Here is a 23,915-nt window from a genome sequence, read left to right as displayed (position 1 = left end):
GGCCGGGGACGCGAGGGTGAGCGTCCCCGGCCCGCACCGCTACACCGCCCGATCCCCGAAAGCCGAGGAGTACCCGCCCGTGTCCCGAACCACCCTCCGGCGGGGGGCTGTCGCCGCACTGTGCGCGGCGCTGCTTCCCGTCGTACCGGCGGCCTCCGCGTCCGCCGCGCCCAGACCCCCGTCCCCTCCCTCGGACGCGAAGCTGGCCAAGGAGCCGGCCAGGCACGACCTGACCCGCGAGCAGTTCTACTTCGTGCTGCCCGACCGGTTCGCCAACGGTGACACCTCCAACGACCGCGGGGGGCTGACGGGCTCACGGCTGGAGACCGGCTTCGACCCGACGGACAAGGGCTTCTACCAGGGCGGTGACCTCAAGGGCCTCACCCAGCGGCTCGACTACATCAAGGGGCTCGGCACCACCGCGATCTGGCTCGCCCCGATCTTCAAGAACCGGCCCGTCCAGGGCACGGGCGACAACGCCTCGGCCGGCTACCACGGTTACTGGATCACCGACTTCACGCAGGTCGACCCGCACTTCGGGACCAACGCCGACCTCACGAAGCTGATCGACAAGGCCCACGGCAAGGGCATGAAGGTCTTCTTCGACGTCATCACCAACCACACCGCCGACACGGTCGACTACGCCGAGAAGAAGTACGGCTACAAGCCCAAGGGCGCCTACCCGTACCTCGACGAGGACGGCCGCCCCTTCGACGACAGCCAGGGCGTCGAGGAGGTGGACGCCGACTCCTTCCCGTACACCCCCGTCAACACGGGGAAGAAGGTCCCGGCCTGGCTCAACGACACCACGATGTACCACAACAGGGGTGACTCGACCTATGCGGGCGAGTCCACCGAGTACGGCGACTTCTCCGGTCTCGACGACCTGTGGACCGAGCGGCCCGAGGTCGTCTCCGGCATGGAGAAGATCTACGAGAAGTGGGTACGCGACTTCGACATCGACGGCTTCCGCATCGACACCGTCAAGCACGTCGACCTGGACTTCTGGACCCAGTGGGCGACCGCCCTCGACGGCTACGCGGCGAAGCGCGGCCGCGACGACTTCTTCATGTTCGGCGAGGTCTACTCCGCCGACACCGCGATCACCTCGCCCTACGTGACGCGGGGCAGGCTCGACGCGACGCTCGACTTCCCCTTCCAGGAAGCGGCCAGGCAGTACGCCTCCCAGGGTGCCCCGGCCTCGAAGCTCGCCGCTGTCTACGGTGACGACTACCGCTACACCACCGACAAGGCCAACGCCTACGAGCAGGTGACCTTCCTCGGCAACCACGACATGGGCCGGATCGGCACCTTCCTGAAGCAGGACAACCCGAAGGCCGGCGACGCCGAGCTCCTGAACCGCGCCCGTCTGGCCAACGAGCTGATGTTCCTCGGCCGCGGCAACCCGGTTATCTACTACGGCGACGAGCAGGGCTACACCGGAGCGGGCGGCGACAAGGACGCCCGCCAGACGCTCTTCGCCTCGAAGACCGCCGACTACCTCGACGACGACCAGCTGGGCACCGACCGCACGCACGCCTCCGACGCGTACGACACGGAGCACCCGCTCTACCGCTCCATAACCGCCCTGTCGAAGCTCACCCGGGAGCACCCGGCCCTGCGTGACGGAACCCAGACCGAGCGCTATTCAAAGGACTCCGTCTACGCCTTCTCGCGCACGGACACCAAGCGCCCGTACGAGTACGTCGTCGCCACCAACAACGGCACCGAGGCGAGGACGGTGGAGCTCGCCACCGAATCGGCCGGCATGAACTTCCGTACGCTGTACGGCGGTTCTGGCGCCGTGCGCAGCGGTGCCGACAAGACCGTCAAGGTCACGGTGCCCGCGCTGTCCAGCATCGTGCTCCGCGCCGACAAGCCGCTCGGCGCCCCCGCGACCAAGCCCTCGGTCACCCTGGAGGGCCCTGCGGCCGGAGCCACCGGCACCGTCGAGCTCACCGCCGACGTGGACGGCGGAGACCTGAACCGGGTCGTGTTCGCCGCGCAGACCGGCAACGGCAAGTGGGTCACCCTGGGCTCCGCCGACCACGCCCCGTACAAGGTCACGCAGCACCTGGACGACTCGGTGAAGGCCGGGACCCCGCTGCGCTACAAGGCCGTGGTCGTCGACCGGGCCGGACGCACCGCCGGAGCCGTCGCCTCGACGACCGCGGGCCGGACCCCGCCCGCCCCGAAGCCCGTCGCCGTCGAACGCGACCAGGCCGTCGTCCACTACAAGCGCGCGGACGGTGACTACGAGGGCTGGCAGCTGAAGTCCGGCGACAAGAGCGCCGACTTCATCGGCCGCGACGCCTACGGCGCCTTCGCCTGGATCGACCTCGACGAGGGCACTTCCTCGGTCCCGTACACGGTAGAGAAGAACGGCACGGCCGACGGGCCCGAGCGCACCGTCGACCTCGCGAGGACCGGCCAGGTCTGGGTCGAGCAGGGCAAGGACGAGCAGGCGGCCGAGGCCCCCGAGACCCCGCCGCAGGACACCGGCAAGGCCGTCCTGCACTACCACCGCGCCGACGGCGACTACACCGGATGGGGCCTGCACACCTGGACCGGAGCCGCCGCGCCCACGGACTGGGCCAAGCCGCTGCAGCCCGTGAAGACCGACGCCTACGGCGTGACCTTCGAGGTCCCGCTCACCGACGGCGCCACCTCGCTCAGCTACATCCTCCACAAGGGCGACGAGAAGGACCTCCCGAGCGACCAGTCCCTCGACATCGCCTCGTACGGGCACGAGGTCTGGATGCTCGGCGGCAAGCCCGGCTACCTGCTGCCGCAGGCCGGCGGGGTACCCACGCCCGACCTCACCAAGGCCGGGGCCCAGTGGATCGACGCGAACACCGTCGTCTGGAAGGTCAAGACCACCGACGCCACCAGTCAGCAGCTCGTGTACGCGGAGGACGGCGGCATCTCCGTCGTCGACGGGGCGCTCTCCGACGAGGGACGGTGGCTGCGGCTCGGAGCCACCGAACTCACCGACGCCCAGAAGGCGAAGTACCCGCACCTCAAGGACTATCCGGCGTTCACCGTCGACACCCGGGACCGGGACCGCGTCCGTGAATCCCTCCGCGGCCAGCTGATCGCCACCCAGCGCGCCGCCAACGGCGCCCTGCTCGCCGCCACCGGCGTACAGACCGCGGGTGTCCTGGACGAGCTGTACGGGAAGGCGGCGAGCGGCACCGCCCTCGGCCCCGTCTTCCGCAAGGGCAGCCCGACGCTCTCCGTCTGGGCGCCCACCGCCCGCACGGTCTCGCTCGAACTCGACGGGAAGACCGTCCCGATGCGGCGCGACGACCGCACCGGCGTCTGGTCGGTCACCGGGAAGAAGTCCTGGACGGGCAAGCCCTACCGCTACGCCGTCCAGGTCTGGGCACCCACCGTCCGGAAGCTGGTCACCAACAAGGTCACCGACCCCTACTCCACCGCCCTGACCACCGACTCCGCCCGCAGCCTCGTCGTCGACCTCGACGACCCGAAGCTCGCACCGAGCGGCTGGTCCGCGCTGAAGAAGCCCGCCGCCGTCCCGCTGCGGGACGCCCAGATCCAGGAGCTGCACGTCCGTGACTTCTCGATCACGGACACCACGTCGAAGCACCCCGGTGAGTACCTGGCCTTCACCGACACCCGCTCCGACGGGATGAAGCACCTCAAGGAGCTCGCGGACTCCGGCACCAGCTACGTGCACCTGCTGCCCGTCTTCGACATCGGGACGATCCCCGAGAAGAAGTCCGACCAGCAGCAGCCCGCCTGCGACCTGTCCGTCTACGCCCCCGACTCCGAGGAGCAGCAGGCCTGCGTGACGAAGGCCGCCGCGAAGGACGCCTTCAACTGGGGTTACGACCCGCTGCACTACACGGTCCCCGAGGGCTCGTACGCCTCCGACCCCGACGGCACGAAGCGCACCACCGAGTTCCGTCAGATGGTCCAGGGGCTCAACGGCGCCGGGCTGCGGACCGTCATGGACGTCGTCTACAACCACACCGTGGCCTCAGGCCAGGACGACAAGTCCGTCCTCGACAAGATCGTCCCCGGCTACTACCAGCGGCTCCTGGAGGACGGCACCGTCGCCACCTCGACCTGCTGCGCCAACACCGCGACCGAGAACACCATGATGGGCAAGCTCGTCGTGGACTCGGTCGTCACCTGGGCCAAGGAGTACAAGGTCGACGGCTTCCGCTTCGACCTCATGGGGCACCACCCCAAGGCCAACATCCTCGCGGTCCGCAAAGCCCTCGACGAGCTGACCGTCGCCAAGGACGGCGTCGACGGGAAGAAGATCATCCTGTACGGCGAGGGCTGGAACTTCGGCGAGATCGCCGACGACGCCCGCTTCGTCCAGGCCACCCAGAAGAACATGGCCGGCACCGGCATCGCCACCTTCTCCGACCGGGCCCGCGACGCCGTGCGCGGCGGTGGCCCGTTCGACGAGGACCCCGGCGTCCAGGGCTTCGCCTCCGGTCTCTACACCGACCCCAACACCTCGGCCGCCAACGGCACCGAGGCCGAACAGAAGGCCCGGCTGCTCCACTACCAGGACCTGATCAAGGTCGGTCTCACCGGCAACCTCGCCGACTACACCTTCACCGACACCCAGGGCCGCACGGTCAAGGGCTCGGCCGTCGACTACAACGGGGCCCCCGCCGGATACGCGGCCGCGCCGGGTGACGCGCTCGCCTACGCCGACGCCCACGACAACGAAACCCTCTACGACGCCCTCGCCTTCAAGCTGCCGGCGGACACCACGGCAGCCGACCGGGCCCGCATGCAGGTCGTGGCCATGGCGACCGCCGTGCTCTCACAGGGGCCGGCACTCTCCCAGGCCGGCACCGACCTGCTGCGCTCCAAGTCGCTGGACCGCAACTCCTACGACAGCGGCGACTGGTTCAACGCGCTGCACTGGGACTGCCGCAAGGGCAACGGCTTCGGCCGGGGACTGCCGCCTGCCGCCGACAACAAGGACAAGTGGTCCCACGGCAAGCCGCTGCTCACCTCCGCCGCGCTCAGCCCCGGGTGCGCGCAGATCACGGGCGCTTCCGCCGCCTACCAGGACCTGCTCACGATCCGCACCACCGAGAAGGACTTCGGCCTCGCCACCACCGAGCAGGTCCAGGACACCCTGTCCTTCCCGCTCTCCGGCAAGGAGGAGACCCCCGGGGTGATCACGATGCGCCTGGGCGAACTGGTCGTCGTCATGAACGCGACCCCGGACACGCAGAGCCAGGAGATCCCCGGACTGGCCGGGAAGGCGTACGCACTCCACCCCGTCCAGGCGGCGGGCAAGGATGCCGCCGTCAAGAAGTCCTCGTACGAAGGGAAGGCGGGCAGCTTCACCGTGCCGGGACGCACGGTCGCCGTGTTCTCCCAGCGCTGACACCACCGGTCCCACCGGCCGGTCTCCGGCTCCGTTGCCCCTCGCGGCCCGGAGCCGGGGGCCGGCCGGTCCGTGTCGTGGGGGGACCACCTTGTGCGGGCGGCGCGATCACGCGAAGCTGAAGCCGTACACGTGCATGCACGCCGTACACGTATACGTACCCCGACCCGCACCCGCAACCAGGAGCGCTTGATGCCGCAGATCACCGTCGACTACTCCGCCGAGCTCGACGACAGCTTCGACCGCCGCGGCTTCGCGCTGGCCCTGCACCCGCTCGTCGCCGAGACCGTGTCCACCAGGATCCCCGCCTGCAAGACCCGGTTCCGCCGGGCGGAGGACTCCGTCGTCGGTGACGCCGCCGAGGGCGACTCCATCGTGAACGTCTCGATCGCGATGCTGCCCGGCCGGACCCCCGAGATCAAGGCGCAGCTGACGGAAGCCGTTCTGGAGCTGCTGGCCGGGCATCTGAAGCCCGTCGACGGCCTCACCGTCCACGCCTCGGCCGAGGTACGGGACCTGGACGCCTCCTACCGCAAGAACTGAGGCAGCCGCTGCGGCGGAACGGCCGGTGCGGCGGGTGCCAGGACCGAGAGCCTGGCGAGCAGTTCGCCGAACGGGCCGTCCGCCGGCTCCTGCGAGAAGACCCGCAGCATGACGCCGGCCGTCTCCTGGTCGTACGCGGCGCTCACCGCGCCCAGCGCCGCGAAGTCGTGCACCAGCTGCAATTCGAGCTCGGCACGCGGAATGCGCTTCCCGTCGAGCCAGAGCAGCGCCGTCGACTCGGCCAGCGACACCCAGGACCGCACGACGAGCTCCAGCCGGGCGGGCGGCGACGGAACGCCGAGATGCGCGATGATCTGCTCGTACGCCGCCTGCCGCACCCCGTCGACCAGGGCGTTGGCCGTGGACGAACCGCCCGCCGGACCGCCCCGTATCAGCGCGGCGAATCCCGGGCCGTGCTCCTCGACGAAGTCGAAGTACCGGCGCATCACCCGGATCAGCCGTGCTCCCAGGGGCCCTTCGTGCGCCTCCAGGAAGCGGCCCGACAGCTCGTCGGCGGCCCGCTTCAGCGCCGCCTCGTACAGGCTGCGCTTTCCCGGGAAGTAGTGGTAGACGAGCGGGCGCGAGATGCCGGCCGCCGCCGCGATCTCGTCGATCGACACCTCGTCGGGCGAGCGGTGACTGAACAACTCCAGTGCCACGCCGATCAACTGGGCCCTGCGCTCGTCGACGCCCATCCTGCGCCGCACCCCGGTCGTCATGCCGAACAGCCTAACGGGGCAGGGTAGGTGACCCTCAGCCGCACTCCCGCCGGCCGCCTCCGTCGGCCCGCGCACCGACCGTACGGCGGTCAGTGCAGGGAGCCGGCCCGGCTGCCGTCCGTCAGCAGGCCGGCCAGCCGGGGCCGGTCCCCCTCCGTGGCCGGCAGCGTCAGCAGACGCCCGTCGGTCCGGCCCTTCACGCCCCCGGACGCGGTCAGGGACGCGAACTGCCCCGAGCCCGCCGCCAGTACATACCACCGCCCGCCGTCCGACTTCCACAGCACACCCGCCAGCACGCGCGGTCTGCGTATCCCGCAGTCCGGCGAGTCCTCGGAACGGGCCGCCACCGCCCCCGGGGCCCCGGCGCCGCCCGACAGTTCGGGCGGCGCCTGGAACTGCGCCAGAACCCTGCTGCCCGTACCCCGCCAGGTGTCCGCCCTGGTGCAGAACCACAGGGCGTCCCCCTCGCCCTCCGGCAGCCGCTGCTTCGCGTACGGCCAGGAGTTCACCGACCGGACGCCGTTGGACCGCACCGCCGGCAGGAGACAGGCGGTGCGCGCCCAGCTCTCCCGCTCGGCCCGGCCCGACACGTCGTGCGGAGCGGACGGCGCGCCGGAGGTGAGGCGTACGGGAGTGAGCTCACCGAGATCCGTCATCAGCCGCGCCGCCGTGTCGTCCCGCAGCTCCAGTGCCTGCCAGGAACGGCAGTCCGCCCGGCCGCCCGCCTCCGTCCGCGGCCCCGTCAGCGGGCCAGTCACCCCGTGGCGGTCGCGGGAGAGCGGCCGTGCCGCCCCGTGCGGTGCGAGCAGGTCCCGTACGCCGACCTCCCGCACCCAGGGCGCGGTCAGATAGCGGATCCGGCCGGCGCGGCGCTGCGCCACCAGCGCGCTCGCCGCCACCGAGTCCGCGCCGTCCACCCGGGCGAAGTCGAGCGCGGCACCCCTGGACGGATCGGCGTTGCGCGGCTCGGCGTAGCGCACGACACGCAGGCCGTCGTGGAACAGCACCACGGCCGCCACTCCCACTTCGCCCGCGTACAGCAGCTGCGGCGGTCCCATCGGCGGACCGTCGGGCGTCCCGGGCGTCGCCGACGAGACCACCGCCGGGCCCGGCCGGGCCCACGCGGCGAGGGCGCGGCCCAGCAGACCGGTGTCCCCGGCCCGGTCGCCGCGCGTGGGCCAGACGCTGAAGTCCCGCCGCGCAGAGTTCCGCCAGAGCCCGTCGGGCACCCGGCGCAACGCGGCTGGATCCAGGGCCTGCTGAGCGGTGCGGTGCCGTGAGTAGAGCGGCGCGGAGGCGGCACTCGGGCCGCCCAGGCCGTCACCCGGCATCAGCAGCAGTGTTCCGCAGACCAGCAGCGCGCCGGCACCGGCCAGGAGCGTGCGCCCGCGCCGCCGGCGGCGGGCCGGATCGGTCGGCCTGACCTGCAGGGAACACGGGTCGAACTCCGGTGAGGCCAGCAGGGCGTGGGGCGCTGTGAGCGCGTCGGCCTCCAGCAGCGCCGCCCGGGGGTCGGCGACGCCCGCCGCGTCGAGAACCCGGCACACCTCGGCGTCGTCGAGCCCTTCGAGCCCCCGCAGCACATGTGCGGCCCGGCAGGGCCCCGACACCTCGGCCAGAGCCTGGTCCAGGGCCAGCTCGTCCGCGCCGCAGGAATGCGGAAACAGCCGGAGCCCCCACACCTGCGGCACCAACGGCGGGAACTGCGCCCGGCGCGGCCGGGCGAACCGGAACAACGGCAGTCCCGCCTCCAACGCGGCTCGCAGCACCCGGAGCCGTACGAACGCATACGCGTGACCCGGGTCCGCGCCCTGCCCTCCGGCCAGGGCCCGCTGGGCGAGCCAGTGGGCCGACAGGACCCGGCGGTTGCGGCCGAGCGAGGGCGCCAGCACGAGATACGCGATCCTCACCAGCCGGGCGTAGTGCTCGGCGGGCGCAGCCTCGGCCCGCTCCCCGGCGGCCTGCTCCGCGTACGGACGGCCGGCGGACGGCGGTACTGCTCGCAGTGGGGGCATGTTCAGCTGAACGAGCGAATGGTGCGATGGTCACTCCGGCGCGCACGCTCCGGGGCGGGTTGTGCGGTTTCCCCGCGCGAGCCCGGAGCACCGGGCACCATGGCCGCATGGTGGAGCAGCTGGAGTGGCGACGAGGACGGGCCCGCCGGGCATCCGCGGCCGTGCTGGCGGGGCTTGCCCTGCTCACCGCGTGCGGCGGGGGAGCGGACGGCGACGACAAGCCCGCCGTACCGCCCACCGCGAGCGGAACCCTGGAGCAGATCGCGTCGAAGGCGCACTGCGACCCCAATGTGCAGACCGACGCCGAGGAACTCCGGCAGGCCAACTGCACCACGGACGACGGGCGTTACGTGCTGGCCACCTTCGCCACCGACCGCGGCCAGCGGGAGTGGATCAACGAGGCCAACGACTACGGCGGCTCCTACCTGGTCGGCCGGAGGTGGGTCGCAGTCGGTGACGCGGAGGTGGTCGCAGCGCTGCGCGGCCGGCTCGGGGGGACGGTGGAGACCGCCTCGCCGCACCACTCGGGGAACAGTGGCAGTGGGGGGAGCGAGGGTGGGCACTCCGGTCACCACGGGAGCTGACCGCGCAGGTTCGAGGGGCAGACGTCGCTGCCGGGGCCGCCGCGTCAGCGGCACTTACGTCCGCCGTTGATGCAGCTCACCACCTTCTTCATCAGTTTGTCGTCGAAGACGTTGATGAAGTCACCGTGATCGGTGACGGGCTTGTGCAGCTGCTCCGGGAAGGAGTCGACGGCGAAGCCGGGGCCCGGCGGGACGTCGTACACGATGCGCTGGACCAGCTGCGGAATGGCCTTGAAGCCGTCCGGGCACCGCCCGTCGTCCTGCGCGAACGCCACATGCGTGCGGTGGTTGGCGCTGTCGGTGTTCTGCCCGTCCCAGCAGCTCTGGAACGCGAAGGACCGCACCACCTGGCTGCCTTCGGGGCAGATCGGGTACTTGTCCGCGAGCTGCCGGTCCTCGAAACCGGTGCAGCTCCAGGACGCGTTGGCGTTGGCGTCACCGTTGGTGAAGGCCTTGGCGTCCCCGGTGATGATGCGCAGGAAGCGCGGCATGGCCGTGACCTTCCCGGCGGGGGAGCCGACGAACTTCAGCGTGACCTGGGACGGGGTCTGGATCTCCCCGGTGTTCTGGTCCTTGCCGCCGCCGTCCGCGTCCACGTCGTTCTCGTCCTGGCCGTTCTGCAGGCGGAGCACGGGCCAGTAGTACGTGGACCGGTCGCCCTGGTTCCGGCAGGTCGTCTCTCCGCCGGCCAGATCGTCGTCGGAGGCGAACGCGTCGGTTGCCTGATTGCCGACGTAATCGTGCATGTGGTGGGCGCCGTTGCTCACCCCGGGAGCCGCGATGACGTTGTCCGGGTTGAACTTGCCGTTCTCGTTGCGGCCGCAGTCCGTGGTGAACGTGCCCCGGGACGCGCCCCGGCGGTTGCGGGGGCGGTCGGCGTCGGGCTGGACGGACTCGATGTCGACGAAGTCGGACGCCTCGGGGCCGTTGCCCTCCTGGCCCTGGTCGTCCCCCTCACCGCCGTCCCCGCCCTGTCCGTCGTCCTGGCCGTCGCCCTGTCCGTCTCCCGGTTCCTCCCCCTGGCCGCCGTCCTGGCCCTGGTCCGCGCCCTCGCCGGGATCCTGGCCGCCGTCACCGCTGTCACCGCCGTTCTGATCGCCGCCCGCGCCGTCCTCGTCGTCGGCGCGAAGGCTGCATCCCGCGAGCCCTTCCAGGCCCCCCGGCCGACCTCCGTCGGCGCGCTCGACGGCGATCCCGATCCGGTCGAGACTCGCCGCCCGCTTGTTCTTCAGCGGGCCGAGCACGGCATTCTCGGCGAGAGCCGGATCCCGGGCGATCCGCTCCTTCCGGTCCGCGAACTGCCGGTAGGCGTCGGTGATCTGCGTATCCATCGCGGCCAGCTCGCGATCGACCTCCGGCCGCGCCCGGTCCGGTACGTCGGGAAGGGCGATCCCCGCGTCGGGGCAGTCGATGGTGGACATCTGGCGCGCGGCGTTCCGGTTCTGGCCGGGCGGCGAACCGGACGCGCCTTCCCCCGCACTCGCGTAGACGTTGACGGCGACCAGCCCACCTCCACCCAGAATCAGCGCGGCCGAGGCGACGATCGCCCGGTTGGCCAGAGTCGAACGTTTCTTGCGCGATGTGCGTCCCATGGAACTCCTCCGCTTCGGGGCTTCGAGTCAGAAGCGTGACGTCCCATACGGACCGGCGGCCCCGCCCGTTCAGAGCCCCGCGGAATTCATGGCGCGCCGGACTACACGGGCAAGGCGTCCACGGGCGCTCCCGTCATCCGGTTGGCCAGCGTCGAGATCGTGTAGGTGCCGATGCCGAGAACCACCTCCAGGGCATTGCGCGAGGTGAAGCCCAGCGACAGGAAGTCCTGGAGGCGGTCGTCCCCGACCGCGCCGGCCGACTCCAGGGCGGCCAGGGTGAACCGGCGTACGCCCTCCAGCCGTTCGTCCGGCAGGGGCTGCTCCCCTGGGGCCCGCAGCGCCGCGACGAGCTCCGGCGAGGCGCCCAGCGACCTCAGTCTCGGCGTGTGCATCGCCACGCAGACGTGGCACTCGTTGCGGGTGGCCATCGTCATGACGACGACCTCGCGGGCCAGCGGGTCCAGGGTGCTCGACTCGAAGGCGGCATTCGCCTGGAGGAAGCCGTTGAGCGTCTCCGGTGAGGTGGCCATCCGGGCCATGGCGGACGGGACACGGCCGCCCTGTTTCCTGGCCGAGGCCTCCATGGTGCGGCGAGCCGCGGGCGGTGCGGAGTCGGGGGTGTGGTCGGGGAAATGCGTATCGGTCATGACGGTCCCCTCGCGGTAAACTCGACAATGTGATTGTCGAAAAGGTAAACCAGGTTGTCGAGATGTGCAATGGCTGAGGAGAGGAGTGAAGGTGCGGAGGCGGGGTTCGAGCTGCCGCTGCTGCTGTTCGCGGGATTCCGGTCGATCATCGACGCGCTGCACCGCGACCTGGCCGCCCATGGCCACCAGGACGTGCGCCCGGCCTACGGCTTCGCGCTCCAGGCGGTCGGGTGGGAGGGGGCGAGCGCCAGCGAGATCGGCAGGCGGCTGGGGGTCTCCAAGCAGGCGGCCGGGAAGACCGTCGACAAGCTGGAGGGCCTCGGATACGTGGAGCGCGTCGACGACCCCGACGACGGCAGGCGCAAACTGGTCAGGCTCACCGCACGCGGCGTCGACATGCTGACCAGATCCGCCGAGGGCTTCGACCGGCTCCGCGCCGAGTGGGTCGAGGTGCTGGGCGCGGAGCGGGTCAGGGCTCTGGAGGCGGACCTCCGGAGGATGGCGCCCCCAGCCGCGTTCCGACTGGACGCGGAAGGCTGGTTCGCCGGCTGAGCTCCACGGCTCGCGGGATTTCGCGGGCCTCGTCCGCCAGGGCGGTGGGCGTGCGGTCAGCCCCGGTCGAGGTAGGCGAGGACCGCGAGCACACGGCGGTTGTCGTCGTCCGACACGGGCAGGCCGAGCTTGCTGAAGATGTTCGAGGTGTGCTTGGCCACCGCCCGCTCCGTGACCACCATCTGCGAGGCGATCGCCACGTTCGAGCGGCCCTGCGCCATCAGCTCCATGACCTCACGCTCCCGGGGCGTCAGGGCGCCCATCGGCTCGTCCACCGAGCGCCGTGACAGCAGCTGCGAGATGACCTGCGGATCCATCGCCGTACCGCCGGCGGCCACCCGGCGTACCGCGTCGATGAACTGGTCGGCGTCGAACACCCGGTCCTTCAGCAGATAGCCGATGCCGCCGTTGCCGTCCGCCAGCAGCTCCCGGGCGTACAACTGCTCCACGTGCTGCGAAAGGACGAGCACCGGCAGCCCCGGACGGTTCCGGCGGGCGGCCAGCGCGCACTGCAGCCCCTCGTCCGTGTGGGACGGCGGGAGCCGGACGTCGACGACGGCGACGTCCGGCTTCAACTCGGCCAGAGCCTGCGTCAGTTCGGGCCCGGTCTCGACTGCTGCCGCGATCTCGAAATCGTAGGCTTCGAGCATGCGCACGAGGCCGTCACGGAGCAGGAAGAGATCTTCGGCTAGGACAACGCGCAAGGGATCTCCATGGTCACCATGGTGGGACCGCCCGCAGGGCTGCTGACGGCCAGTACGCCGTCGAATGTACCCAGTCGGCGTTCGATTCCGCTGAGTCCTGAGCCGGTTCCGATCGCCGCACCGCCCTTGCCGTTGTCCGTGACGGAGATCCGCAGCATCCCCTCGGCGTGGTGCACGTCCACCCATATGCGGTCCGCGCCCGCGTGCTTCACCACGTTCGTCAGGGACTCGCTGACGGCGAAGTACGCCGCCGACTCGACCGGGGCCTCGGCGCGGCCGGGGAGCTCCACGGTCACCTCCGAGGTGACCGGCAGCCGCAGGGCCAGCGCCTTCACCGCGTCGCCCAGCCCGCGCTCGGCGAGCACCGGCGGGTGGATGCCCCTTACGAGATCACGCAGTTCGGTCAGCGCCTCCGCGGAGGACGTACGCGCCATGGCCAGCAGCTTCTTCGCCTGCGCCGGGTCCTTCTCGATGAGCGCCTCGATGGTGCCGAGGTTCATGCCCATGGCGACCAGCCGGGCCTGCGCCCCGTCGTGCAGATCCCGCTCGATGCGGCGCAGTTCGGAGGCGGCCGTGTCCACGGCCTCGTGCCGCGTCTCGGTGAGCCGGTCGATGCGCTGCGCGAGCTCCCCCGGGGCGGGCGCCAGCGCGGACCGGGCGAGCACGAAGTGGGTCCGCAGCAGGGGCTTGGTCGCCCACAGGCCGACATGGAAGACCGCGATACCGAGCGCCGCCGCGGCCAGCCCCGTCATCTGACTGCTGACCGGCACGAATCCGTACCAGTACGTGCTGTCCTCGAACACCCGCCACAGCCCCGCCGCGAGGACGAGCCCCTCCAGCGGGTAGACCAGCAGCGCGAAGGCGAGGACCAGCAGCACGTAGCCCGCCGTCATGTCGACCAGCAGCCACCGCAGGTCCCGCCAGGTCGCCGGGTCCTTCAGCAGCAGCGTGGTGCGCTCGACCTGCCCCGTGAAGCCGGTGCGCAGATCCTTCGGGAACGGCCGGTAGGGCACCGGGATGCGGATGTCCGACCAGGTCGCCGCGAGCAGCCGGCGCTGGTTGGCGTGCTTGCGCACCGCTTCCATGACCCACGGCGTGGTGACCAGCCCCACGCCCAGCAGGATGAAGGTGATGGAGAGGACGGACAGGACGAAGAGGGTGGCCGAACCCGCGATGCTCACGAAGGAGAGGCCGAACGCCCGCCACCCGGTCAGCAGCGCGGTCCGTACCCGGCTCTTTGCCGAAGTCATGATGTGTCTCCCCTCGCCGGGCCCCCTGTCGGATCCCGTTCGACGCCCAGTCTCGCCTGTGCACAGGCGCCACCGTCAGCCGTTCCACCACCCGACGGGGGTGTACCTGGCACCACCATCGGAACGGCGGGAGGCCCCGGGTAGGAACCCGGGGCCTCCCTTACGAGCGGTGCGTGATCAGGGCGCGTACTTGTAGCCCACGCGCCGCACGGTCTGGATCGACCGGCGGTGCTCGGCCCCCAGCTTGCGGCGCAGCCGGGCCACATGGACGTCGACGGTGCGCCCGTCGCCCACGTGCCCGTAACCCCAGACCGTCGTCACCAGCTGGTCGCGGGTGTGCACCCGGTGCGGGTGCGCCACCAGGTGCGCCAGCAGCTCGAATTCGAGGTAGGTGAGGTCGAGGGTGACGCCGTCCACGGCGGCGGTGCGCCGTGTGGAGTCGATCTGCACGGGACCGCCCGCCGGAGGACCGGCCACCGGCTCCGGCACGAACTCACGGTGCTGGGCGGAGGCCACGGCCCCGGCGAGAGCCGGCTGCTGGTCGGCGGGCACGAGCACCAGGTAGCCGACCATCGGCGGCCGGCCCGGCAGTGCGGGCAGCGTGTGCTGGGGCGCGGGCAGCCAGGTGGCGCCCGGCGGCAGGAAGCCGGCCACATCCGCGAGCTCGACGACCTCGTCACGGTCGACGGCGCGCAGCCGGTGGCGGTTGGGGGACAGGGTGTTGCGAGCGGTGGTGGTGGCCGCAGCGGACACCGCGGTCGCCGCGGTGGCGGCGGACGCGGTGGAGAAAGTACGGGTGTTCGCCATGAGGGTCAGCTCTTTCGCGCGAGGAGTCGTCGAGGACGTACGTCGTGCGCGCGGGCCGAAGGCCGGGATGATGCGGCTTTAGAGGGCCTGCGCGTTCCACGCGCGGCAACACACCCGGTCGAAGTCATGGTGCTGACGGGAGGGCCAGAACGGCTCGAGGTCGCTGCGACCCGACGCGGTGTACTGGAAGCTGGCCATGTCCCCATTGAAGCAGAGATCGGGGCCGCGCAGCAGGGTTCTCTCACCCGTCGATACGGACCACTGTGTCAGGTTCCTCACGATCCCCTCCCGTACCTGCCGTTCCTGCCGTTCACGCGTGCTCCCGGGCGGCTCCCGGGTGGCTCCCGGCCGTGGCGACGGCAGGGCACGCCGAAGGGGCGCCCGCGTGCGGACGCCCCTTCGTGCCGAGCCTGCGACGGATCAGACCTGGTCGGCCTTCTCCAGCGCGGTGCAGCAGGTGTCCACGATCAGCCGCGTGACCACGTACGGGTCGACGTTGGCGTTCGGGCGACGGTCCTCGATGTAGCCCTTCTGGTCCTGCTCGACCTGCCACGGGATACGGACCGAGGCGCCGCGGTTGGAGACGCCGTAGCTGTACTCGTTCCACGGGGCGGTCTCGTGCAGGCCGGTCAGACGGTCGTCGATGCCCGCGCCGTAGTTCTTGACGTGGTCCATCGGCTTCGAGCCCTCACCGAGCGACTCGGCCGCGGTGATGATCGCCTCGTAGCCCTCGCGCATGGCCTTGGTGGAGAAGTTGGTGTGCGCGCCCGCGCCGTTCCAGTCGCCCTTGACCGGCTTCGGGTCCAGGGTCGCGGAGACGTTGAAGTCCTCGGCGGTGCGGTAGAGCAGCCAGCGGGCGATCCACAGGTGGTCGGAGACCTCCAGCGGCGAGACCGGGCCGACCTGGAACTCCCACTGGCCGGGCATGACCTCGGCGTTGATGCCGGAGATGGCGAGGCCCGCCGCGAGGCAGTTGTCCAGGTGCTTCTCGACGATGTCGCGGCCGAAGATCTCGTCGGAGCCCACACCGCAGTAGTAGCCGCCCTGCGCGGCGGGGAAGCCGCCCTCGGGGAAGCCGAGCGGACGGTGTCCGTCGAAGAAGGTGTACTCCTGCTCGATGCCGAAGATCGGCTCCTGGCCCGCGAACTGCTCGGCGATCGGACGCAGCGAGGCACGGGTGTTGGACTCGTGCGGAGTCATGTCGATGTTGAAGACCTCGCACAGGACGAGGACGTCGTCGCCGCCGCGGATCGGGTCCGGACACGAGAAGACCGGCTTCAGCACCCGGTCGGAGGCGTGACCCTCGGCCTGGTTGGTGCTCGAACCGTCGAAGCCCCAGATGGGCAGATCCGCCACACCCTGCGTGGGGCTGCCGGCCATGATCTTCGTCTTGGAACGAAGCTTCGCGGTCGGCTCGGTGCCGTCGATCCAGATGTACTCAGCCTTGAACGTCACGGACGCCATCCTTTGCGGGTGCTGCGGTCTATGGTGCGCAGCTTCGCAAGACGCGATTTCCCGACCGTTGCCCGAATGTGAACCCCGTGTTACCGACGTTTCCCGAGGGTGTCGGACGGCAGGTCCAGGCCGCCCGGGGCCGTCTCACCCTGCGGCGCACTGGATACGTTCGGGCAGACTGGCGCCATGACCACACACGCCGAATCCGCCCGGCCGCTTCGGATCGGCCTCGTCGGGGCGGGTCCCTGGGCGCGTATGACCCACGCCCCCGCCCTCGCCGCCCACCCCGGGGCCGCACTGAGCGGCGTATGGGGCCGCCGCCCCGAGGCGGCGGAAGCGCTGGCCGCCGCCCACGGCACCGAGGCGTACACGGGCGAGGCGGGCTTCGACGCGCTCCTGGCCACGAGCGACGCGGTGGCCTTCGCCGTGCCGCCGGACATCCAGGCACCCCTGGCCGCACGTGCCGCCGAGGCCGGTTGCCACCTCCTGCTCGACAAGCCGGTCGCCACCACCGTGGCGGGCGCGCGCGAGGTCGCCGACGCCGCCGGGCGGGCCCAGGTCGCCTCCGTGGTCTTCTGCACCCTGCGGTTCGCCGAGGGCACGGCGGGGTGGATCGCCGAGCAGGCGGAGGCGGACGGCTGGTTCACGGCGCGCGCCTCGTGGATCGGTGCGCTGTTCGCCCCCGGTGCGAGCAGCGAGTTCGCCGCCTCGCCCTGGCGTCGCGAGAAGGGGGGCCTGTGGGACGTGGGCCCCCACGCGCTCTCGGTCCTGATCCCCGTCCTGGGCGACGTGACGGAGCTGGTCGCGGCCCGTGGCCCGGCCGACACCACGCATCTGCTGCTGCGCCACACCTCCGGCGCGTCGAGCACGGTGACACTCGCCCTGGACGCGCCGGCGGGCGCGGCCGGCACCGAGGTCGAATTCCGGGGTGAGCGGGGGGTGTCCGCCCTGCCCTCGGGAGGCGGCGACGCGCTCGGCGCCTTCCGGGCGGCCGTGGACGCGCTGTCCGACGCGGCGCGTACGGGAGTGGCGCACCCCTGCGACGTACGGTTCGGCCTGCGGCTCACCGAGGTCCTGGCACAGGCGGAGGCGGCGCTGGGGCGGGCCTGAACCGCTCACGGCTCCCCTGGAACAGGCCCGAACGCCCGGTTATGGTGCGAGCCGGAGCCGTCGGGCGGAAACTCCGGAAGCGGCGCACCGCACTCCGGAAGAAGGCCGGGCAGCGCAACCCCTGAGGGAGCAGGAGGCATCCATGACGCACGCACCCCACCCCGTCCCACCGGGGTTCCTCACCGCGTACGACGACGTCCTGGCCGCCCACTGGCCCGCCGGGACGGCCTCGTCCCTGGTCCCGACCCCGTACGGCGCGACGCACATCAACAGCTGCGGGCCCGAGGGCGCACCGCCCCTCGTCCTGCTGCCCGGGGGTGGCGCCACCTCCACCGTGTGGTCCGCCCAGGCGGCACACCTCGGACGGACCCACCGCGTCCACGCGGTCGATCTCGTCGGCGAACCGGGCCGCAGCACGACGGGGGAGCGCCCGCTCCGCTCGGCGGCCGACCTGGAGGCATGGCTCGACGCCGTACTGGACGGGCTGGGCGTGGAGTCCGCCGCCCTCTGCGGCCACTCGTACGGCGGCTGGATCGCCCTGCGGTACGCCCTGCACGCGCCCCGGCGCGTCAGCCGGCTCGTCCTGCTGGACCCGACCGGGTGCTTCGCCGGCTTCCGTCCCGCCTATCTGCTGCACGCCCTGCCGATGCTGCTCCGCCCCACGGTCCGCCGTACCCGCGCCTTCCTGGCCTGGGAGACGGGAGGCGCGACCTTCGACCCCGCCTGGACGCGGCTGCGGGACGAGGCGGTGGGCTTCCCATCAGCCCGTCCGGTCACCGGGCCGAGGCCCTCGCCCGAGGAACTGCGCGGCCTGGAGGTGGACACGCTCGTCCTGCTCGCCGGGGACAGCAAGGCCCACCGTGCCGGACGCGTCGCCGCGGAGGCCGGCGGGCTGCTCCCGTACGCCGAGACGGTGACGGTCGCGGGTGCGAGCCATCACTCCGTGCCGCTGGGCGCCCCCGGGGCCGCCGAAATCAGCCGCCGCATCGAGGACTTCCTCACCGCCCCAGCGCGTCCCGTACCGCCTCGTCCGTCCGCGCCACCACGGCCGTACCGTCCTGCGCGGTGATGATCGGGCGCTGGATCAGCTTCGGGTGTCCGGCGAGTGCCGTGATCCACCGCTCGCGCGAACCGGCGTCCTTCGCCCACTCCTTGATCCCGAGCTCCTCGGCCTCCGCCTCCTGGGTCCGGGTGATGTCCCACGGCTCCAGCCCCAGGCGGTCGAGCACGGCCCTGATCTCCTCGGCCGACGGCACATCCTCCAGGTAGCGGCGGACGGTGTATTCGGCGCCCTCCGCGTCGAGCAGACTCAGCGCGCTGCGGCATTTCGAACAGGCGGGATTGATCCAGATCTCCATGGGGCCCAGGGTACGGGAGGGATCCTCGAAAAGGCCTCTGGCCAGGGGCGATTGTCAGTGGTGGGCAGTAAAATAAAGGGAGTTCGTGAGGGTTCCACAACCGTGCCAGGAGGTTGCCGATGGCCGTTGCCACAGTCACGACCGAGCCGCTCCACAAGCCCCTGCGGAAGAAGCCGCTCCCCGCGGGACGGCCCCGCGAGTGGTACGTCTCCCACAACCGCCGCCTGAAGGCCATGCGCCTGGCGATCGCCCTGCTCGACACCGGCGTGTACCAACCGTCGAGCGCCGACAACGACCGCATCCGCGAGACGGCGGACCGTCTCGCCATCCACCCGCCGTCCGACACCACCTGCCGCATGGTCCGTGCCCTGATCCGCTACGGCCGCTGACCCGTCCGCCTGTGCCCCCGGACTCCCGGGGGCACAGGCGCGGTTCCCTTCCCGCTCGGGACGGGTGCGAGACTGCACGCCATGTCTCTCGCCGACCTGACCCTCGCCCGCTGGCGCGCCCTGGACACGGCCACCGCCACGCGCTACGCGGACGAGGCCGCCCGCCGGGCCGACGGCCGGCTCGTCCGGCTGGACACCTCCCCGCACCCCGGTGGCGCGGGGCATCGCGCCGTGATCGAGCGGGCCGGTGAGCGGTACGCCCTGATACCCGGGGGTGAGGTGGGAGTCGGCTTCGACGTGGAGGCCTGGCAGCCGACTCCCGAACAGCTCGTCTCCTACCGCGAGGAGAGCCTCGCGGGCGGCTTCGGCTTCGAGGCGGATCCGCGCGCGCATCTCGCGCGTGTGATGACCCCGCCGCGCACGGTCGCCCTGCCCGCCGTGCTGATGGCGGTGGAGCCCAGGAAACTCCCCGAACTCCCCGCACTGGTCCCCGCGTTGTTCGCAGAGGACGGCCTGCGGCTGCCCCGCCCCGACGAGTGGGAGCACGCCTGCGGAGCCGGTGCCGGCACGCTGTTCCGCTGGGGGGACGACTTCCCGGCTGACGCGTCCCCCTACGGTCGCGGCACGGGCCCGCACCTTCTGCCGAGCGCCTTCGGGCTGCGCATCGCCTTCGACGTCTACGACACCGCCGAGATGACCTCGGACCCCGGTTCCGTATACGGCGGCGACGGGGGAGAGGCGGTCTGCGGAGGCTACGGCACGCTGCTCGAATGGCTGCCGCTGGCCACCGCCAACCGCAATCCGTCCACGGCCGAATTCCTCGACGGACCCGAGGGTGAGGACATGTTCGAGGACTTCAACGCGCGCCCCGTCATCGATCTCGACTGACCGGGGACTGACCGGGGACTGGTCGGACACGGCCGGAAAGCCTCTGACCACGGCTCGCGCGTTCCGGAAGTGTGACGTGTCACAGACAACGGGTCGGGGCTGTGGGAACTTCAACCCTGTTACTCGTCAGTTGAGTTGCCGACGCGCGCGTGGAGAGGTCGAATGAGCACTCTGCAAGCCATCACGCTCGACCAAGTGGTCGACACGGACCGATACCCCCTGTCGGACCCCGGAAGCACCGAAGCCCGCGCGATGGTGGCGAGGGCGAGGCGCGAACTGGCCGAGGTCGGCTGCACCGTACTGCCCGACTTCATCCGGCCCGCGCTGCACGAGGTCCTGCGCGAGGAGTGCGCCGCCCTCGCCCCGCACGCGTACTTCGACGTCGAGACGGTCAACGTCTACAACATCGATGTGGACACGGACCTGCCCGAGGACCACCCCGGCCGCCGCACCTTCGAGCGCGGCAACGCGTTCGTCGCCCGCGACCGCGTCCCCGGGGCCTCCCTGATCAGCAGGCTCTACGCCCACGAATCGTTCCAGCGCTTCGTCGCCGACTGCTTCGGGCTGCCTCGGCTGTACGAGCTCGCCGACCCGCTCTCCGGGCTCGTGCTCAACGTCGTACGGCCGGGCATGGAGCACCCCTGGCACTTCGACACCAACGAGTACACGGTCAGCATGCTGACCCAGGAGGCGCAGGAGGGCGGCTCCTTCGAGTACTGCCCCAACATCCGGTCCGCCGACGACGAGTGCTTCGACGACGTCCGGGACGTCCTGGACGGCCGCGGCGCACGGCAGCCGGAGCGCCTGCCCCTGCGGCCGGGCGACCTGCAGCTGTTCAAGGGCCGCTACTCGCTGCACCGGGTCAGTCCCGTCCGCGGCGGCCTCGCGCGCCACAGCGCGATCTTCGCCTACAGCGAGCGCCCCGGAGTCATCGGGAGCGTGGCACGCACCCGGCAGCTCTTCGGCCGCGTACTCCCCGAACACCTGGCCGCGGAAGGCCGGGCCGTACGGGGTGACCGACTGCTGGACTAGGGCCCTCGCGAACGGTTCCAACGCACTGCCACGCGCCCCACCGAGGAGAAGCCCTTGCGTCTCGACGCGTCCGGAAAAGTCTCGCTGGACCACATCTACACCGCGCCCGACCCCCGCACGTACTTCCAGGCGCTCCGCCCGCTCGGCTACTGCGTCCCCCAACTGGCCAAGCCCTACTTCGACAAGCTCATCAAGGAGTACCGGGAGACCGAGCAGGTGGCCGTCCCCCACGTGCTGGACATCGGCTGCTCGTACGGGATCAACGCCGCCCTGCTCAAGTACGACGCCACGATGGACGAGCTGTACGCGCGCTACGACGGCAGCGGCCCCGCGTCCCGAGCCGGGCTGCTGGAGCGGGACCGGGACCTCTCCCGGTCCCGCCGCCCCGCGCACGCCCTGCGCTTCACCGGCCTGGACGCCTCCGTCAACGCCCTGGCCTACGCCCACGAAGCGGGGTTCCTCGACGACACCGTCAACGCCGACCTCGAGGCGAACGACCCCACACCCGCGCAGCGGGACCGGCTCGCCGGGACGGACCTGGTGATCTCGACGGGCTGCATCGGCTACGTCACCGAGCGCACCCTCACCCGCGTCGTCCGCGCACAGGACGGCCGCCTTCCCTGGATGGCGCACTTCGTGCTGCGGATGTTCTCGTTCGACCCCATGGAGGACGCCCTGGCGGACCTGGGCTACCGGACGGTCCGGGTCGACGAGGTCTTCAAACAGCGGCGGTTCGCGGGCCCGCAGGAACAACGCGGAGTCCTGGACGGCATGGCCGCGGCCGATGTGGACGCGAGCGGGCTGGAGGAGGACGGCTGGCTCTACGCTCAGCTCTATCTCTCCAGGCCGCAGCACACGTAGACCCCCCATCCCCACTCACCGAGAAGAGAGCCGCATTGAACGTCAGTCAGGAAGCAGCAGCCGGCGCGACCTTCGCCCGTGAAGGCAGCCTCCCGCGTGTGCCGCTGCCCACCCTCGAGGCGAGCTGCGAAAGGTTCCTCGCCTGGTGCGCCCCGCTGCTGACCGCCGAGGAACGGGCGGCGACGGAGGCCGAGGTCACCGCCTTCCTGCGGCCCGGCGGCCCCGGACGGACCCTGCACGCGGCGCTGGAGGAGTACGACGCGACGGAGGGCGTGCACAGCTGGCTCGACACCTTCTGGCCGTACCGCTACCTCGGCCGCCGGGACAGGATCGCGCTCAACGCCAACTTCTTCTTCCTGTTCCAGGACACCGGCCAGGGGCAGCTCGACCGGGCGGCCGGGCTCGTCGCGGGCGCGCTGCACTACAAGCGGCAGCTCGACGAAGGGCTGATCGCGCCGATCGAACAGCGCGGCGTGGCCCAGTCGATGGTGCAGAACGCGTACCTGTTCTCCACGACCCGCATCCCCGGGGTGCCGCTGGACACCGTGCGCGCCCCGTACAGCGAGCAGGCGCCCGGGCCCTCCACGGCACGGCACATCGTCGTCTTCTTCCGGGGCACCATGTTCCGGCTGGACGTGCTCGGCCCCGACGGCGTCCCGCACAGCCTCGACGAGATCGAGGCCGGGCTGCGCGCCGTCACCAAGGCCGACGTCCACACGGCCGAGGAGGACAGGGCCGGCCACCTCACCACCATGGCGCGGGCGGAATGGGCCGCCACCCGCGCGTCCCTCGTCGACGGCCACCCCGGCAACGCCCGCACGCTGGACGACATCGAGACCGCCCTCTTCTGCGTCTGCCTGGAGGACTTCGCACCCGAGGACACCCAGACCGCCTGCGACGAACTGCTCCACGGAGACCGCGGCAACCGCTGGTTCGACAAGGCCGTCTCCTTCGTCGTCTACGCCGACGGCCGGGCCGGCATCAACGTCGAGCACTGCGAGCTCGACGGGACGACCATCCTCAGCTTCACCGACGCCCTGCTCGGCACCCCGCCGGACGAGCACTCCCTCGGCTCCGGCGCCCGCTCCCAGGGCGAACCGGCCCCTCAGCCGCTCGTTTTCGAGCTGGACGAGCCACTGAGGGCCCAGGTACGAGCCGCCGCCGAGTCGTTCGCCGCGTACGGGCGGGACACCGCCACCACAACGGTGTCCTTCCAGGACTTCGGCAGCACGGCGGCCAAGGCGCTCAAGGTGTCCCCGGACGCCTTCGTCCAGGTCGCGTACCAGCTGGCCCACCAGCGGGCCAAGGGCCACCTGGGAGCCACGTACGAGTCGATCGCCACCCGCCAGTACCGCCACGGCCGCACCGAGGCGATGCGCGTCGTCACTCCTGAGATGCCCGCCTTCGTCGCGGCGATGGACGACCCCGCGGCCGACCGCGACACCCGCCGCGCAGCCTTCAGGGCTGCCGCCGGAGCCCATGTGGCGCGGGCGAAGGAATGCCAGGCGGGCGAGGCCCCCGAACAGCACCTCTGGGAGCTGGAGCTGATCCAGCGCCGCCGCGGCGACGAGCTCGGGGTGGACGAACAGCCCGCCCTGTACCGCTCCCCGGGCTGGCTCACCATGCGGGACGACTACCTGAGCACGAGCTCGGCACCGTCCGAGAACATCCAGTACTTCGGCTTCGGCTCCACGAGCAGCAAGTGCATCGGCGTCGCCTACGTCCTGCTCCCGGACCGCTTCAACCTCTACCTGAGCACCCCGCTCGCGGTGGCGGACCAGATGCACGCCTTCGCGGAACACCTCCGCGAGGCGGTCGCCGAACTGCGCGAACTGCTGACGGACTGACCCGGACGGCGTGGAGGGGACGGGGGACCGCCCCGTGGACCGACGGTCCCCCTCCACGCCTGTGTCATCCGGCCCGCGCCTTTCTCCAGGGTGTTCGACGTACGGGCGGACTCCCGGTGGCGTCCGCGTTCCCCCGGAGGCACGCCGAAGGGCCGCCGCCCCGTGCGGGACGGCGG

Annotated in this window: 21 protein-coding genes; 11 read left to right on the top strand and 10 right to left on the bottom strand. The window is 71.4% G+C overall.

Features of this window, described 5'->3' with window-relative positions; genetic code table 11:
* The first annotated feature begins 79 nt into the window (after positions 1-79).
* Together pulA and ACFWFI_RS22270 are read left to right on the top strand one after the other, a co-directional pair.
* Positions 80-5,386 (top strand): pullulanase-type alpha-1,6-glucosidase, encoded by a 5,307-nt coding sequence (gene pulA / locus ACFWFI_RS22275; RefSeq protein WP_387392966.1) that lies wholly within the window; start codon positions 80-82, stop codon positions 5,384-5,386.
* Positions 5,387-5,578: 192 nt separating this feature from the next.
* A complete protein-coding gene (locus tag ACFWFI_RS22270) occupies positions 5,579-5,929 on the top strand; it encodes a 5-carboxymethyl-2-hydroxymuconate Delta-isomerase (RefSeq protein WP_387392963.1) in 351 nt (116 codons plus the stop codon).
* Here ACFWFI_RS22270 and ACFWFI_RS22265 read toward each other — a convergent pair.
* Together ACFWFI_RS22265 and ACFWFI_RS22260 are read right to left on the bottom strand one after the other, a co-directional pair.
* Positions 5,914-6,648, bottom strand: a complete 735-nt coding sequence (locus tag ACFWFI_RS22265; protein WP_387392961.1) for a TetR/AcrR family transcriptional regulator — start codon at positions 6,646-6,648, stop codon at positions 5,914-5,916. The two genes, ACFWFI_RS22270 and ACFWFI_RS22265, sit on opposite strands and share 16 nt — an antisense overlap.
* Positions 6,649-6,737: 89 nt before the next feature.
* Positions 6,738-8,663: a hypothetical protein gene (locus tag ACFWFI_RS22260; RefSeq protein WP_387392958.1), complete on the bottom strand. Its 1,926-nt coding sequence runs from the start codon at positions 8,661-8,663 to the stop codon at positions 6,738-6,740.
* A gap of 107 nt (positions 8,664-8,770) precedes the next feature.
* On the opposite strand from ACFWFI_RS22260, the gene ACFWFI_RS22255 reads away from it, so the two are divergent.
* Positions 8,771-9,247, top strand: coding sequence for a hypothetical protein (locus tag ACFWFI_RS22255; protein ID WP_387392955.1), 477 nt, complete (start codon positions 8,771-8,773; stop codon positions 9,245-9,247).
* A gap of 44 nt (positions 9,248-9,291) precedes the next feature.
* Here ACFWFI_RS22255 and ACFWFI_RS22250 read toward each other — a convergent pair whose 3' ends face one another.
* Entirely contained in the window at positions 9,292-10,839 is a 1,548-nt protein-coding gene (locus ACFWFI_RS22250) for a DUF1996 domain-containing protein (protein WP_387392952.1), read from the bottom strand.
* Between the two features lie 101 nt (positions 10,840-10,940).
* Positions 10,941-11,486 carry a carboxymuconolactone decarboxylase family protein gene (locus tag ACFWFI_RS22245; protein ID WP_387392949.1) on the bottom strand — a complete coding sequence of 182 codons (546 nt, stop codon included), beginning with the start codon at positions 11,484-11,486 and terminating at the stop codon, positions 10,941-10,943.
* A gap of 69 nt (positions 11,487-11,555) precedes the next feature.
* Here ACFWFI_RS22245 and ACFWFI_RS22240 point away from each other — a divergent pair, with 69 nt between their 5' ends.
* A complete protein-coding gene (locus ACFWFI_RS22240; protein WP_387392946.1) occupies positions 11,556-12,038 on the top strand; it encodes a MarR family winged helix-turn-helix transcriptional regulator in 483 nt (160 codons plus the stop codon).
* A 56-nt stretch (positions 12,039-12,094) separates the two neighbouring features.
* Here the strand turns inward: ACFWFI_RS22240 and ACFWFI_RS22235 are convergent, their stop codons facing one another.
* The 5 genes from ACFWFI_RS22235 to glnII form a co-directional block, all read right to left on the bottom strand.
* Positions 12,095-12,742 (bottom strand): LuxR C-terminal-related transcriptional regulator, encoded by a 648-nt coding sequence (locus ACFWFI_RS22235; RefSeq protein ID WP_387392943.1) that lies wholly within the window; start codon positions 12,740-12,742, stop codon positions 12,095-12,097.
* Complete coding sequence (locus tag ACFWFI_RS22230; protein ID WP_387392941.1) at positions 12,727-13,992, bottom strand: sensor histidine kinase; 1,266 nt, start codon at positions 13,990-13,992, stop codon at positions 12,727-12,729. Before ACFWFI_RS22230 ends, ACFWFI_RS22235 begins: the two co-directional genes overlap by 16 nt.
* A 177-nt stretch (positions 13,993-14,169) precedes the next feature.
* Positions 14,170-14,799, bottom strand: a complete 630-nt coding sequence (locus tag ACFWFI_RS22225; protein ID WP_387392938.1) for a winged helix-turn-helix domain-containing protein — start codon at positions 14,797-14,799, stop codon at positions 14,170-14,172.
* Positions 14,800-14,877: 78 nt separating this feature from the next.
* The gene (locus ACFWFI_RS22220) at positions 14,878-15,078 is read right to left on the bottom strand and encodes a hypothetical protein (RefSeq protein WP_387392935.1); all 201 of its coding nucleotides are present in this window, start codon (positions 15,076-15,078) and stop codon (positions 14,878-14,880) included.
* 141 nt (positions 15,079-15,219) lie between these two features.
* Entirely contained in the window at positions 15,220-16,254 is a 1,035-nt protein-coding gene (gene glnII / locus ACFWFI_RS22215) for a glutamine synthetase (RefSeq protein ID WP_387392932.1), read from the bottom strand.
* A gap of 186 nt (positions 16,255-16,440) precedes the next feature.
* Between glnII and ACFWFI_RS22210 the strand changes: the two genes are divergently transcribed.
* Both ACFWFI_RS22210 and ACFWFI_RS22205 read left to right on the top strand, forming a co-directional pair.
* Complete coding sequence (locus ACFWFI_RS22210; protein WP_387392929.1) at positions 16,441-17,364, top strand: Gfo/Idh/MocA family protein; 924 nt, start codon at positions 16,441-16,443, stop codon at positions 17,362-17,364.
* 142 nt (positions 17,365-17,506) lie between these two features.
* Entirely contained in the window at positions 17,507-18,433 is a 927-nt protein-coding gene (locus ACFWFI_RS22205; RefSeq protein ID WP_387392927.1) for an alpha/beta fold hydrolase, read from the top strand.
* On the opposite strand, the gene ACFWFI_RS22200 is transcribed toward ACFWFI_RS22205, so the two are convergent.
* On the bottom strand, positions 18,363-18,722 hold the full coding sequence (locus tag ACFWFI_RS22200; protein ID WP_387392924.1) for an arsenate reductase family protein: 360 nt from the start codon (positions 18,720-18,722) through the stop codon (positions 18,363-18,365). The two genes, ACFWFI_RS22205 and ACFWFI_RS22200, sit on opposite strands and share 71 nt — an antisense overlap.
* A gap of 119 nt (positions 18,723-18,841) precedes the next feature.
* Between ACFWFI_RS22200 and ACFWFI_RS22195 the strand changes: the two genes are divergently transcribed.
* From ACFWFI_RS22195 to ACFWFI_RS22175, 5 genes are all read left to right on the top strand, one after another.
* On the top strand, positions 18,842-19,111 hold the full coding sequence (locus ACFWFI_RS22195) for a hypothetical protein (protein WP_387392922.1): 270 nt from the start codon (positions 18,842-18,844) through the stop codon (positions 19,109-19,111).
* A gap of 81 nt (positions 19,112-19,192) precedes the next feature.
* Positions 19,193-19,999 (top strand): hypothetical protein, encoded by an 807-nt coding sequence (locus tag ACFWFI_RS22190; RefSeq protein ID WP_387392920.1) that lies wholly within the window; start codon positions 19,193-19,195, stop codon positions 19,997-19,999.
* 162 nt (positions 20,000-20,161) lie between these two features.
* Positions 20,162-21,031, top strand: coding sequence for a HalD/BesD family halogenase (locus tag ACFWFI_RS22185; RefSeq protein ID WP_387392917.1), 870 nt, complete (start codon positions 20,162-20,164; stop codon positions 21,029-21,031).
* Between the two features lie 54 nt (positions 21,032-21,085).
* Positions 21,086-21,892: a class I SAM-dependent methyltransferase gene (locus ACFWFI_RS22180; protein WP_387392914.1), complete on the top strand. Its 807-nt coding sequence runs from the start codon at positions 21,086-21,088 to the stop codon at positions 21,890-21,892.
* Positions 21,893-21,990: 98 nt separating this feature from the next.
* Entirely contained in the window at positions 21,991-23,739 is a 1,749-nt protein-coding gene (locus ACFWFI_RS22175; RefSeq protein WP_387392911.1) for a choline/carnitine O-acyltransferase, read from the top strand.
* Positions 23,740-23,915: the final 176 nt, after the last annotated feature.

The sequence above is a fragment of the Streptomyces sp. NPDC060209 genome (genome assembly GCF_042728155.1).
Lineage (GTDB): Bacteria > Actinomycetota > Actinomycetes > Streptomycetales > Streptomycetaceae > Streptomyces.
This window is presented reverse-complemented; position numbering and strand designations above follow the sequence as displayed.

Bases quoted from the DNA above. Each gene is read 5' to 3' on its own strand.
- ACFWFI_RS22210 (WP_387392929.1), top strand. From the start codon at position 16,441: ATGACCACACACGCCGAATCCGCCCGGCCGCTTCGGATCGGCCTCGTC.
- ACFWFI_RS22255 (WP_387392955.1), top strand. From the start codon at position 8,771: ATGGTGGAGCAGCTGGAGTGGCGACGAGGACGGGCCCGCCGGGCATCC.
- ACFWFI_RS22205 (WP_387392927.1), top strand. From the start codon at position 17,507: ATGACGCACGCACCCCACCCCGTCCCACCGGGGTTCCTCACCGCGTAC.
- ACFWFI_RS22190 (WP_387392920.1), top strand. From the start codon at position 19,193: ATGTCTCTCGCCGACCTGACCCTCGCCCGCTGGCGCGCCCTGGACACG.
- ACFWFI_RS22245 (WP_387392949.1), bottom strand. From the start codon at position 11,486: ATGACCGATACGCATTTCCCCGACCACACCCCCGACTCCGCACCGCCC.
- ACFWFI_RS22195 (WP_387392922.1), top strand. From the start codon at position 18,842: ATGGCCGTTGCCACAGTCACGACCGAGCCGCTCCACAAGCCCCTGCGG.
- ACFWFI_RS22240 (WP_387392946.1), top strand. From the start codon at position 11,556: ATGGCTGAGGAGAGGAGTGAAGGTGCGGAGGCGGGGTTCGAGCTGCCG.
- ACFWFI_RS22225 (WP_387392938.1), bottom strand. From the start codon at position 14,799: ATGGCGAACACCCGTACTTTCTCCACCGCGTCCGCCGCCACCGCGGCG.
- ACFWFI_RS22260 (WP_387392958.1), bottom strand. From the start codon at position 8,663: ATGCCCCCACTGCGAGCAGTACCGCCGTCCGCCGGCCGTCCGTACGCG.
- ACFWFI_RS22250 (WP_387392952.1), bottom strand. From the start codon at position 10,839: ATGGGACGCACATCGCGCAAGAAACGTTCGACTCTGGCCAACCGGGCG.
- ACFWFI_RS22185 (WP_387392917.1), top strand. From the start codon at position 20,162: ATGAGCACTCTGCAAGCCATCACGCTCGACCAAGTGGTCGACACGGAC.
- ACFWFI_RS22230 (WP_387392941.1), bottom strand. From the start codon at position 13,992: ATGACTTCGGCAAAGAGCCGGGTACGGACCGCGCTGCTGACCGGGTGG.
- ACFWFI_RS22200 (WP_387392924.1), bottom strand. From the start codon at position 18,722: ATGGAGATCTGGATCAATCCCGCCTGTTCGAAATGCCGCAGCGCGCTG.
- ACFWFI_RS22265 (WP_387392961.1), bottom strand. From the start codon at position 6,648: ATGACGACCGGGGTGCGGCGCAGGATGGGCGTCGACGAGCGCAGGGCC.
- ACFWFI_RS22270 (WP_387392963.1), top strand. From the start codon at position 5,579: ATGCCGCAGATCACCGTCGACTACTCCGCCGAGCTCGACGACAGCTTC.